Origin of the sequence: Dehalobacter sp. (assembly GCA_023667845.1) — a bacterium.
GTDB lineage: Bacteria > Bacillota > Desulfitobacteriia > Desulfitobacteriales > Syntrophobotulaceae > Dehalobacter.
Genome location: JAMPIU010000018.1, coordinates 14,521 through 26,335, shown reverse-complemented (window position 1 = coordinate 26,335; position 11,815 = coordinate 14,521). Strand labels below are relative to the sequence as shown.

Here is an 11,815-nt window from a genome sequence, read left to right as displayed (position 1 = left end):
TATAAGGTTCTAAGCAATGATTTTTCCTTACACTCCGTTTTACTACGGTTACATGGTTCGATAAAGTCAGGACTTTATCGACGAATCAACATTGAAGACCACCCTGGCTTCCGTATTTTGAGACGCACCGCCTTCGAGATTGGCTTTGATTGCCAGTACCATCTCATGCTGGCCTGCCGTCGCACTCTTGCCGGTTGCATCACCTAAGGCTTCAATATTTTCAAAGGCAATTTTAGCTGTTGCTCCGGGTTCCAGTGTCGGTATAATCCCTTCCTTGCTGACCTGCTTATTTTTATCTTCCAGGGACTGAATGGTCAGGACAACCGGCACATTGGTCATCGTGTTTTCGGTCATGTTTTGAATGATCGCAGAGACTTTAAAATGACTTGCCGGTAGTATCTGGACTCCCTTAAACATTTCCTCTCCGTAAGTGATGTCCCGGATGACAATTTGAGGATCAAAATCAATACTTACAATTTTAATCTCAGGTTCTGTTTGTTCCGGAGTGGAAACGATCTCCGTATTTCCGATCAAGCTGCCCATAAGGCCAATAAGAGCAACCAATATGACCAGTCCTCCGACAAACAAATACTTTCTCTTAATAATAAAGAATTTAGCCAAGTGTCTGCACCTCCATAAAACCATTTCTAATAGAAAACCTATGCATGCTTTTCATGGACATGCATAGGTTTATACCCAAAAAATCCTTATGATTTGAGGAAATTCGCCTTAAGCAGACAGCTTAGGAAAATATCTTAGCGTTTTTTCTGATTGGACGCTTATTTTTTATCCTTTTTTAATCCTTCCCGTTTTAAATAATTCTGCATCCGGATGTCCTGCGGTGCAGACAAGCGGAAAATCCTGCACATCTGAAGAAGCCGGGAGCAGGTTCGTTCTCCCAGATAATGATCGATCTCATCAAAATCAAGATTGGTCGTAATGACAGTCGGCAGCTGCTCGTTCATCCGGTAATTCAAGATGGAGTAGATCCGGTTGCGGGACCATTCGGTATAATTATGCGCACCCAGGTCATCGAGAATCAAAATCGGTACGGTTCTGGCAATATCCAGCAAGTCGTATTCCGTATTTTCACTTTTATTACTGAATGTAGCGCGCAGTTCATCCAAAAGGTCCGGGACAATCAAAAAGAGCAGCTTGTGATTATTTTCCAGAATTTCATTCGCGATGGAAGCTGCCAGAAACGTTTTGCCGCTTCCGACGGAGCCCGTGAAGAGCAGCCCGACTTCATGGGGATTTGTCCGGACATTTTTGACAAACTCCCTGGCGGCTTTCAGTGCTTTTTGGGCATTCAGGTAATCTTCCTGATCCTGCTGGGTGTTCCGATAGTATTCGAGGCTGAATTTTTCAAAACGGCAGTTCATTAGTTCCCTGGACAGACGTGCATATTTAAAGCTGTTTACAATCCTCTTTTTCTCCATACACGAACAGGGTACCGCCGTATCTCCATTCAGGACGATTCCCCTGTCTCCGCAGAGCGGGCAGACAGCACCGGCTTCAATATTTGTTTCGTGCTGAACAGTCGGCTGAATCTTTATCTCCGATTCATTCCGATTTGTTTTATCCGAATCCGTTGCAATCCGATCTTCCATGTTCGTGTTTCCCTGATTCGGCAGCACTCTTCCAATGATACGATCTGTTCTTTCCAGATGAAATCCCTCCTCTGACAACAATTTCGTTACCCTTCAATGATGTCTATCTACCTATATTTCAAATACCATTTTAACATGCGAGAAAATGTTCTTAAAATAACTCCACAAATAATGAGATACATTCCGACGATCAGACCTGCTTGTCTAACCCGATAATCAGTCTGGGGATCGCAGCCAAGCCCTAACATGCCTGTTATTAGTCTGCGTGCCACAGTTCCAGCGTCAAGCGGAGCATGGAGTGCGTAGCGCGGCCTTTTGCGTCACGGAGGACGCAACGGCCGAAAGCGGTATTGTGGCACTCAGACTAGCCCGAGATACTAATGTCTGAATGTTATTATACCTATTTATCTATAATACAAGATATTAGAGATAAATATTATCATATTTGCTTTTGATTTTTGGTGAGCCTTTCAACGGTTTGTCATTTTTTTTATTTTGTCTGGACTGGAAATTTTGGTCCTCAGCCTCAACTTCCAGACGCGTTTTGATCCCCTTCTTCTCCCACTCTCTTAAAATAGAATCGAGATAGCGGAAACTCCGAATCCCGGCGCCAACGCCTCTTCGTAAAGCCTCAATAATCAGTTCTTCGGAATACGAGGCCATCAGCCATTTTTCAATATGTTCACACTCCAGACCGGTTAACGGCCTGCCTAATTCCTGTTCAAACAGCGAAGTCAGCTTAGCCTGAGAAAGGTCCGGCATATTCTCTATATTCATTTTGCCATTACGTTCACTGCCTGAGGACATCTGCTTAAACTCATTGATTCCCCATAATTCCAATAACTGATCGATCAGCCCACTGAAATCATATTCACGATTCGTGCCGTTTTTCGCTTTGCGGCTATTGACAGAAAGCAGTCCTCTGGTCTGGAGATTCTGGATCATGATTTTGTATTCTTCAACCGAGAGTCCCATTTTCTTGGTGATCTGTTCCTCAATACGATCACTGTTCGTACTTGTCTCAGTCATCATATGAATCATCAGCATCATTTCCTTATGACCGATTCCAAGTTCCGTATAATGATCAAGAATAAGATTGGGAATCGAAACGGAACCGGAAAATAAAAGAGCTTGACAAAAGCCCCCGTATACCTTGTTTTTTGACATTGCTACCACCTCATACCATTCATTGATGTTAGAAAAAAAAATTATTGGCATTATTGCTACTATTCTATATATTACACTATTACTGTCCTAAAATCCTAAAGATTTTAGGAGGAAAAACAATTTTTATGACGACATTTTTTCTATGTATTGGAAGGACTTTTGCGTTTTTTTGCCGTAATACTTAACAGAAAGGTGGTGCAGGATATGGATATCTCCAAAGAACTATTTCAAATTATCAACCAATCCGGTGCTCATCCGGCTCTTGGCTGGAAACACTGTCAGCGGGTCTATCATTTATCCAAAGAATTATCTCAGCATCTCAACCTGAATGATGAAGTACTTTATATTTCTGCCATGCTTCACGATACCGGAAAGTACCCGATGTACGCGCTTCCCAACGTCGATCATACCCTCAGATCAAAAGGTGTCGCGATGAACCTGTTGAAGAGCTATCACTTTGAGCAGGAAAAACTGGCAAAAATTCTGGACGCCATTGAATGCCACATGTATTATTCCGAGCCGGGCAACAGTGACGAGGCTATTTATTTAAGGGACGCCAATATCCTTGATAATCTCGGAAACATCGGATTAATGAAACTGCTGAGCCTTGTCGGACAGGACGAGCTGATCCCGAGTCCCGATGAGGCTTTAATGCGAGCGCAGACCTTTGCTGAAGCACTGCCCAAAAAAGTGTACTCCAAGACCGGCAGGAGAATCGCTGTAAAACGGCGCGAAGAGATCATGCGTTTTCTGTCAGGGATTAAGCGTCAGACCTCGGAGTATGCCTGGATCTGATTCGTTTTACCGTTTCATTCTTGTTTTTAAAAGATTGGAAATGCTCTCAAAGGTATCAATCAGGTTTTCATAGTCCTTGCGCTCATTGCTCCTATCAATGAATAATTTCAGGTCTTTGCGGAGTTTAGTATAGGCCCTGTTTGCTTCGGAAAGCAGAACTTTTCTCCGGCGTTTGAAGGTTCTTCCCCCTGGTCCTTCTTCTGAAGATCTTTGCTTAACAGATTTGGACGGGTGTGACTGCCATTCCTGAGGTGCAGGATAACCCATCCTATCTTCAATTTCCTTTAGCCAGGGCTTGGAAGGTTTCAGACGCTTGATTTCGCCGTCCGCTATCTCCAGGCATTCACCCAGTTCTGGAATGATTGGCACAATCCCGAATTTTTGCTGGACCAGAGATGAAAACGCCTGAATCGCATCATCTTCGCCATGGACCAGGATGAGATGATCTGCGTTGCCGCCGGCGGCTTTAAGCCACGCCAGCAATTCATTCTGGTCCGCATGCGCTGAAAAACCTTGGAACGCAACGATTTCGGCGTTGACCGCGACTTTCTCTCCATGGATAGTCACTTCTTTGGCACCGTCAGTTAAAAACCGGCCAAGTGTCCCTTGGGCCTGATAACCGACAAAGATGACTGTGGCATCGTACCGCCACAGATTATGTTTCAAATGATGCTTGATTCTCCCGGCATCAGCCATCCCGCTAGCCGAAATGATAATCGCGCCGCCCTGTATCGCATTCAGCCGGATCGAATCCTCCGCGGTTTCACTCAAATGAAGATTCGGCATGGCAAACGGGCTTTGGCCCGCCTCCAGCAGCTGCTTGGTTTCCTGATCAAAATTCCGGGTATTCCGCCCAAATATTCTCGTCGCTGCAACAGCCAGCGGACTATCGATGTAAATCGGCATTACCGGAATTTTTTTGTCATCTTGAAGTTTGCGCAGGTAGTACAAAAGGTCCTGTGTCCGATTTATGGCAAAAGCCGGAATAATAATATTGCCGCCTTTTTGGTGGGCATTATTAATGACCCTGGCCAGGTTCTCCATTCGATTGGTTTTATCCGGATGAATCCGGTTGCCGTAGGTTGTTTCCATCACAATCATACAGGCATCTCGTATACCATCAGGATCCTTAAGCATACACGCTTCTTTAATCCCTTCGGGATCTTCGACATAAGGCTGACCGGAAGTCCCGATATCTCCGGAAAATGCAATGGTTTTCGTCGTGTTGTTTTCTTTGACGCTGAAAATGACATGGGCCGAGCCCAAGATATGCCCGGCATCGACAAACTGAAAGGACAGCGATTGCGAGATCTGGGTCTTTTGATTATAGGCCGCCTCGACAAAGTACTTTTGAGCATTCACCGCATCTTCAGCCGTGTAAATCGGTTCGATTAATGAAACATCCATCCTGCTGTGCTTGCGGTTTTTTCTGGTGACCTCCATTTCCTGGATGTGCCCGCTGTCCGGCAGCATCACAGAACATAATTCTATGGTTTCCGTCGTCGCATAGATCGGCCCGCTGAAACCTTTTTTGATGAGCTTCGGAATAAGCCCGGAATGGTCAATATGGGCGTGCGTTAAAATCACAGCGTCAAGAAGGTTGGGATCAAACGGAAACGCGCCATAATTCAGTTCTTTCATGATCTTGGAACCCTGAAACATTCCACAGTCAATCAGGATTCTGGTATCTGTCGTTTCCAGCAAATAACAGGACCCCGTCACAGTCTGACTGGCACCATAAAAACAAAGCTTCATTCGTATTCCCTTCTGCAGCCTTGTGAAGCCACAAAAAATTTATTCCAGTGTAATAAGTTTCGTCTTCACTGCTTTCAAAGCAGCCTGGGTGCGATCTTCGACCTCTAGTTTTCTAAAAATACTGGAAAGATGATTTTTGACTGTTTTTTCACTTATAAACAGCGTTAAGCCAATATCTTTGTTTGACGAGCCTTTGACCACATAGGTAAGTATCTCCATTTCCCTGTTGCTTAATCCGAAATGATCTTTTGGACTGTTCGGATTGGAAAGCTGGCCAAGCAGTTTTCCGGTTACCGACGGGGACAAAATGGGTTCTCCAGCATATACTTTGCGGATGGAATCAACCAGGGCTTTCGGAATGACGTCTTTCAGCAGGTATCCAGCTACCCCGAGCTGTAATACCTGGAACACCTTTTCATCCGAGTCATCGACAGTAAGAATTAAAATCCCAATGTTCGGGAATTCCCTTCTGATGACTTTACAGGCTTCAAGACCATTTACCCCAGGCATATTCAAATCCATCAGCAGAACATCAAACGGCGTCTTCCTCGCCATATTAATTGCCCCTTGACCATCTCCGACTTCGGATACAACCTGAATGCCTTCTTCAAATTCCAGAATTCTTCGTAATCCTTCCCTGAGAAGCGGGTGATCATCGGCAATTACAACCCTTATCATTTTGATCCTTTCCTCCTTTATTCAGAATATGGAATGTTAAACATAACAACAGTACCCTTGCCCGGTTCTGATTGAATCGATAATTGTCCGGAGTAAGCCTGAATTCGCTCATTAATTCCAATCAAGCCGAAATGGGCACCGGAATTATCCAAGCCATTGCTGATATCAAATCCTTTACCATCATCGATAATCTGACCGACAATCCTGTCATCCTGAAAATTCAAATGAACCCTGCACTTCGGAGATTCCGCATGTTTGGCCACATTGGTCATCCCTTCCTGAACCAGTCGGAAAAGGGCCACTTCTACGGAAGAATCAAGCTCCCTTTCTTGTCCTTCCACGATAAGTTCACAGGTCAGCCCATACGTTTTTTCAAAATTTTTCATATAATGATTGATGGTATCAACAATTCCCGCCCCATTTAAAGGAATTGGCCTGAGTCCGAAAATGATTCTGCGGATATCCTTCAGATTATCCCTGACCAGCATATTCAGTTCTTTTAATTCTTTTTTCACCTGGCGGTGATCAAGTTCCAGAAGCTTCTCGGCTATTTCCAGACGCAGAACAATGTTGGCCAGACTCTGGGCGGGACCGTCGTGGACTTCACGGGCGACCCTCAGGCGTTCTTCTTCCTGGGCCTTGATGATCTGAAAAGCGGTTTCTTTTCTCTGGTCACTGCTATAGAACTGACTGATCTCACTGATTCCTTCTTTTAAAAGCCGCAGGGCAAGACTGACCTGGCTCATCAGATCCTCAGCCTTAATCACTGTGATATCCAAATTTTTTAACGTTCTTTCGATTTCATCCCTGCGGGAACGCAGCTGAAGCTCTTTCGCCTGGAGCAGTTGCAGCTCTACCTGTGCATCCTTCGTTTCCGAATACGCTTCGAGCATCTGCTTCTCATTGAACTTATCGAAGTTCTTGTTGACTTCCATCAGCTTCCGACGGAAGCGTTTTTCTTTCATAAACTGGGTATCCACCATTTTGATCGTGTCTTCGATTTCCCTGCGCATAAATTCCAGCTCTTTTTTTAACCGCTGTATTTCGTTGCGGGTCATCTCATAGATGTTGAATATTTCTTCTTTACCGTTCTCGATTGCGTTGAGCGTTGATTCAAAAACAACTGTTAATTTATCCATAGCGTGACTCCCCAATAATCATTTAATGAGTCAATTAATATCTCATTCGACATTTTCTTGATATTTCCTACTAAGGCGGACTAAAAATAAAACTATCCACGCTATTCCGCTAAAAACAAGCGAGTACTTCTTGAGTTGTACTCGCTTTTAATCACACGAAACTATTTTATGAGATTGATAGCATCTTTTTTTCTACCTCGCAGTTTCTAAAATCTTTACGATCTCCTTGGGTTTTAGAACTTTCCCAAAAGATACCACCTTTTCGTCAATAACCAGGGCTGGTGTGGACATCACACCATAGGCCATGATGTCTTGAATATCGGTAACTTTGATTACTTCGGCAGCAAGGCCCACTTCTTCCAAAGCAATTCTGGTATTTTCAGCAAGGGTAACGCAATTTTTGCAGCCAGATCCTAAAATTTTAATCATCATATTTAATACGCTCCTTTTACTTGAAAATTTAAATATTATAACCCCTTACATGAGCAAATATCCTAAGGCATTAAATGTATAGCCGATGATAAGAATACCAATGGTTACAATCCCTGCAAATATGACGAGTAGTTTCATTTTTACGACTTTCTTGAGCATGATCAAAGACGGCAGAGAAAGTGCAGTTACAGCCATCATGAAGGATAAAGCAGTTCCCAGACCAACGCCCTTGGCCACTAACGCTTCCGCAATCGGCAGCGTCCCAAAAATATCTGCATACATCGGGACCCCTACAAAAGTAGCCAACAATACCGAATACCATTTATCCTGACCCAGAAGTAAGGAAATGATATTTTCAGGAATAAAGTTGTGAATCGCAGCACCTATACCGACACCGATTAGAATATATACCCACACTCTTCTCACAATATCACGAACCTGATCTTTAGCCAAATCCAGCCTTTCCCGAGTTGTTAACCGCTCCGGTTCTATTTCCGGTATTTTATTGCTGAATACAAACGGTTCTACATACTTTTCCAGCTTTGCTTTGCTAATCACAGTTCCGCCGATCACTGCCAGAATCAAACCAACAACAACGTAGGCAATGGCAATGGTCCAATTAAAGATACTTGCCAGCAAAAGCACCGAAGCCAAATCCACCAAGGGGGATGATATTAAGAACGAGAAAGTAACACCGACGGGAAGCCCCGCGCTGGTAAAGCCAATAAAAAGAGGAATGGAAGAACAGGAGCAAAAAGGCGTCACCGTGCCGAGTAAAGCACCTAAAATATTTCCTGAAATACCGTTAAACCTGCCGAGTATTTTTTTGGTTCTTTCCGGCGGAAAAAAACTTTGAATATAAGAAATGAGAAAGATCAAAACGGCTAGCAAAATAAATATTTTAAGAACGTCATAGATAAAAAAATGGAGGCCGCCTCCCCAGCGATCCTGGATGCTAAGCCCAAATACATTCTCAACCAAAAGCTTTACCAAATTCGAAAGCCATTCCATCCTGAGCAATTGGTTGTTTAGCCATTCAAATACCATTTAAGTCACCTTCTTGCTGTTTATTCGTTTCATTCGAATTGTTACTTTTTGTTACTTTTAATTTTTGTGACCTTATTAAAAAAGCGGGCAATGACTTCAAGGTTACTTTCATTGATAGAATACCTCATCCAAATGCCGTCCCGCCTGGCATTCACCAGACTGCTTTCACATAAGATCTTCATGTGATAAGAAAGCGTGGATTGGGTTATGTTGAACGCTTCGAGAATCTTACAAGCACATAGTTCCCCATTGCCCAACATGTCAAATATTTTCAATCTTGTTTCATCAGATAACGCTTTCATCGCTAAAGCATAATCTTGATAATTTTTTTCCAATTCAACCGCCTCATTTGTATGTTTATATATTGATAAACATCAATATGCTTATATATTATCCAAGACATTGATACTTGTCAATGTCTTGCCTGCTTTAATGCTTCAGCAAGTTCAAAACGTATACGTTTTGAACTTGCTGAAGCATTAATAACTCAAATTCGCAACCGGTTGCGAATTTGGGATACCGTCTCCGTCGAGAAGGCAAAAGAAAAATAGATTCGTTCAAAGCGTTGGCTTACCGCTATAGTTGGTGGTTTGAAAAGGTAGGATATATAAGCAGTCATCTTTTTTAAACCACCCCAAGCAAAGCGGTAAGCCAATACTATAAGGTGTCTTTAATCTTGGCAGCGTTTAAAGTAACCTGAATCAAAATATTTCAGGAGTATTGTAGTGTCAAGACTTTCAGGGTATGTCGTTCCAATAGTTTTCTTCCAAGGATCTTCTCTTTTAATATCCCAGTCTTTTCCGTGATTTACCTTTGATTTAAAACAATATAAATCTCCCTTATGTTCTGAGGCTTCTACACCCGCATCATATAATACTTTATTATATGGTTCAGTATAATTACAAGCTAATAAAATACTGATATTTTTCTTACTTTTCCATTTTCCATTCTATTTTTCCCTCCACAGAATAATTCAGTAGCAAGTTTAGTCAAATATCTTTATATGTGATACATCATGCCATTCCTTATATATCCTATTTTGTCGTATTTTGTAATGTAAAACATTTATTGACCGGATATTATCCTTGACATGCGTTATGCCATTTGTTATGATTTTATTTGTTCTTCAGAAGAGACATCGGGGCGTGGCGCAGTTTGGTAGCGTGCTTGGTTCGGGACCAAGAGGCCGCAGGTTCGAATCCTGTCGCCCCGACCATTGAAACTCAAAAGAAACTCCGGGTTTATACCCGGAGCTTATTTTTTATATTTATATATTTGATCCACTTTTGAACCTCTTTATTAATTGTCATATTTAAGCTAAATGTTAAAAACTTACTGAACTAAAATAAACTACCTGTGTATTTTATTCCTGTATGCAGATACTACAGATAGATAAATAATAAATAAAAAGGAGGGATATTGAATGGCTAAGTATAAACTGCCGGTTAACAAACAAAGTGTTGCCAGCGAGCTTAATGTTAACCTAGGTCCAGACACCTCCGCAAGACAAAACGGCTCTGTTGGAGGTAGCATGGTTAAGAAAACTTTTGAATATATTAACAGTAGAATCTAGTCACTAAGTTAATGAAAAATAATTTACTCCGGGTTTTTTGCCCGGAGTAAATTTATCTATAACTTAAAACTCTTCCGCAGTACAGACACCATTTTTGATGCTTTCTTTTTTCAGTTCCTGATAGAAATTAGTAAACGTAATTTGCATGTAAGGCATCAGCCAGATATAGCCAAGACAGAACGGGATCGTGGCCAGGATCGCCCAGCCAATGAAGCTGAGCGTAAGCAGGAATAGCTTGCCGCGATAGCCATAGCTGATTTTTTTGCTGAGATCAAAGGCCTTTCTGATACCCATATCAGGATTATCAGCATAAATATAAAAGCTCATCATATAGCCGTACGCTTTAACGATCCCCGGAATAATCAGTAACAGTGACCATAAAAGTGTCCACAGCACATACCAGAGATATAGCCCGGCGCAGTTAACGGCGTTTTTGAATCCAGACAGAACCACTTCAACGTTCGGATCTTCCCCGCGGCAGAACTTTAAGGTAAAGGTCACCAGGCCAATCATGAGCGGCCCCGCAATTAAGAGCGTAATAATCGGACCAGCACACGGGATCCAAGACAGGATGAATACGATTACAGCATAAATCAGACAGGCCAGGATTGGTCTCAGCCATTGCCCTTTTAACTGGGTGCGGGCCATGGCCCTTAATTCTTTGTTTTCAAGCATTTTCTAGTCCCCTTTCAAAATTATTAATGATGACTCCAGATGAATAATTTCATCTTAACGAAAGAAGCAACAAAATTCAAGCATTTTTGCTATATTTTACCTTATTTTGCATTTGCTTCTCCTTCTACTTGATCTTATTTCTCTACATGCTAAACTATGATTACTTAAACGCATTTTTGTTTGGAAGGTGAATGCCATATTAAACGGCAAACGAACCCGAATCCGTCCGCTCGCAATGGATGATCTGGACACCTTGTATGAATGGTATAATGATCACGACTTCTCTTACTGGGTCAGCGGCAATTGGCCGCTGACAACCCTGCTGCGCCGGGAAGATCTGGAGAGCAAACTTTTTGAAGAGGATGCCAACCGCTATGCGATTACGGATTTACAAGGCAGCCTTATCGGTACAATTGGTTTCGATCAGGTCAATATTCCGGCCAGATCGGCCCGCATCTATGTCGGAATTGGTCTCCAAGATTACTGGGGAAAAGGTTACGGGACCGATGCGCTGACTGCTTTTATCCGCTACCTGTTTGGCCAGTGGAATTTCCGGAGACTGACCGCTGAGACCTGGGTCAATAACACCAGGGCGCTCTCCTGCTATCAGAAGCTCGGCTTCATTGCCGAAGGCAGGCTGCGTGAAGCCTATTATGTGGAAGGGCAATATTTTGACGCAATCATCTTAGGTTTATTAAAAAAAGATTATGCCGAGGTCGTCCGCCTTTAGACTCTCTTGATCTCTGTGCAAAATGGTTGCATTCTTGGCAGGATTGCAGTATGATAATTGCAAGTTCGATTGATCTACGCAGCAAAACTGAATACGTTCTTTACTCTGGGGATAGGTGTAATTCCTTACCGGCGGTACAGCCCGCGAGCCTTATGGCAGATTCGTTGAAATTACGAAGCCGACAGTTAAAGTCTGGATGGAAAGAGCAAAACAT

The 11,815-nt window shown here is 42.8% G+C and carries 13 protein-coding genes, 1 tRNA gene and 1 riboswitch; of the genes, 4 read left to right on the top strand and 10 right to left on the bottom strand.

Annotated features, from left to right (window positions below; all coding sequences use genetic code 11):
- Positions 1 to 66 precede the first annotated feature (66 nt).
- The 3 genes from NC238_01060 to NC238_01050 all read right to left on the bottom strand — a co-directional run bounded on the left by NC238_01060 (position 67) and on the right by NC238_01050 (position 2,777).
- Positions 67 to 621, bottom strand: a complete 555-nt coding sequence (locus NC238_01060; GenBank protein MCM1564545.1) for a hypothetical protein — start codon at positions 619 to 621, stop codon at positions 67 to 69.
- 158 nt (positions 622 to 779) lie between these two features.
- Complete coding sequence (locus NC238_01055) at positions 780 to 1,691, bottom strand: ATP-binding protein (GenBank protein MCM1564544.1); 912 nt, start codon at positions 1,689 to 1,691, stop codon at positions 780 to 782.
- 342 nt (positions 1,692 to 2,033) lie between these two features.
- On the bottom strand, positions 2,034 to 2,777 hold the full coding sequence (locus tag NC238_01050; protein MCM1564543.1) for a DnaD domain protein: 744 nt from the start codon (positions 2,775 to 2,777) through the stop codon (positions 2,034 to 2,036).
- A gap of 204 nt (positions 2,778 to 2,981) precedes the next feature.
- Between NC238_01050 and NC238_01045 the strand changes: the two genes are divergently transcribed.
- The gene (locus NC238_01045) at positions 2,982 to 3,572 is read left to right on the top strand and encodes an HD domain-containing protein (GenBank protein MCM1564542.1); all 591 of its coding nucleotides are present in this window, start codon (positions 2,982 to 2,984) and stop codon (positions 3,570 to 3,572) included.
- Positions 3,573 to 3,578: 6 nt separating this feature from the next.
- Here NC238_01045 and NC238_01040 read toward each other — a convergent pair whose 3' ends face one another.
- The 6 genes from NC238_01040 to NC238_01015 all read right to left on the bottom strand — a co-directional run bounded on the left by NC238_01040 (position 3,579) and on the right by NC238_01015 (position 8,958).
- Entirely contained in the window at positions 3,579 to 5,327 is a 1,749-nt protein-coding gene (locus NC238_01040; protein MCM1564541.1) for an MBL fold metallo-hydrolase, read from the bottom strand.
- Between the two features lie 39 nt (positions 5,328 to 5,366).
- Positions 5,367 to 6,005 carry a response regulator transcription factor gene (locus tag NC238_01035; protein MCM1564540.1) on the bottom strand — a complete coding sequence of 213 codons (639 nt, stop codon included), beginning with the start codon at positions 6,003 to 6,005 and terminating at the stop codon, positions 5,367 to 5,369.
- A 17-nt stretch (positions 6,006 to 6,022) separates the two neighbouring features.
- On the bottom strand, positions 6,023 to 7,144 hold the full coding sequence (locus tag NC238_01030) for a sensor histidine kinase (GenBank protein ID MCM1564539.1): 1,122 nt from the start codon (positions 7,142 to 7,144) through the stop codon (positions 6,023 to 6,025).
- A 192-nt stretch (positions 7,145 to 7,336) separates the two neighbouring features.
- Positions 7,337 to 7,576, bottom strand: a complete 240-nt coding sequence (locus NC238_01025) for a thioredoxin family protein (protein MCM1564538.1) — start codon at positions 7,574 to 7,576, stop codon at positions 7,337 to 7,339.
- Positions 7,577 to 7,621: 45 nt separating this feature from the next.
- Positions 7,622 to 8,623, bottom strand: coding sequence for a permease (locus NC238_01020; GenBank protein ID MCM1564537.1), 1,002 nt, complete (start codon positions 8,621 to 8,623; stop codon positions 7,622 to 7,624).
- 41 nt (positions 8,624 to 8,664) lie between these two features.
- Positions 8,665 to 8,958 (bottom strand): metalloregulator ArsR/SmtB family transcription factor, encoded by a 294-nt coding sequence (locus tag NC238_01015; GenBank protein ID MCM1564536.1) that lies wholly within the window; start codon positions 8,956 to 8,958, stop codon positions 8,665 to 8,667.
- An 804-nt stretch (positions 8,959 to 9,762) separates the two neighbouring features.
- On the opposite strand from NC238_01015, the gene NC238_01010 reads away from it, so the two are divergent.
- Positions 9,763 to 9,839 (top strand) — tRNA-Pro (locus NC238_01010).
- A gap of 207 nt (positions 9,840 to 10,046) precedes the next feature.
- Positions 10,047 to 10,196 carry an alpha/beta-type small acid-soluble spore protein gene (locus NC238_01005; GenBank protein ID MCM1564535.1) on the top strand — a complete coding sequence of 50 codons (150 nt, stop codon included), beginning with the start codon at positions 10,047 to 10,049 and terminating at the stop codon, positions 10,194 to 10,196.
- A 63-nt stretch (positions 10,197 to 10,259) separates the two neighbouring features.
- Here NC238_01005 and NC238_01000 read toward each other — a convergent pair whose 3' ends face one another.
- Positions 10,260 to 10,871 carry a DUF975 family protein gene (locus tag NC238_01000; protein MCM1564534.1) on the bottom strand — a complete coding sequence of 204 codons (612 nt, stop codon included), beginning with the start codon at positions 10,869 to 10,871 and terminating at the stop codon, positions 10,260 to 10,262.
- 196 nt (positions 10,872 to 11,067) lie between these two features.
- Between NC238_01000 and NC238_00995 the strand changes: the two genes are divergently transcribed.
- Positions 11,068 to 11,601, top strand: coding sequence for a GNAT family N-acetyltransferase (locus NC238_00995; GenBank protein ID MCM1564533.1), 534 nt, complete (start codon positions 11,068 to 11,070; stop codon positions 11,599 to 11,601).
- A gap of 97 nt (positions 11,602 to 11,698) precedes the next feature.
- Positions 11,699 to 11,813: riboswitch (FMN riboswitch) on the top strand.
- Positions 11,814 to 11,815 lie beyond the last annotated feature (2 nt).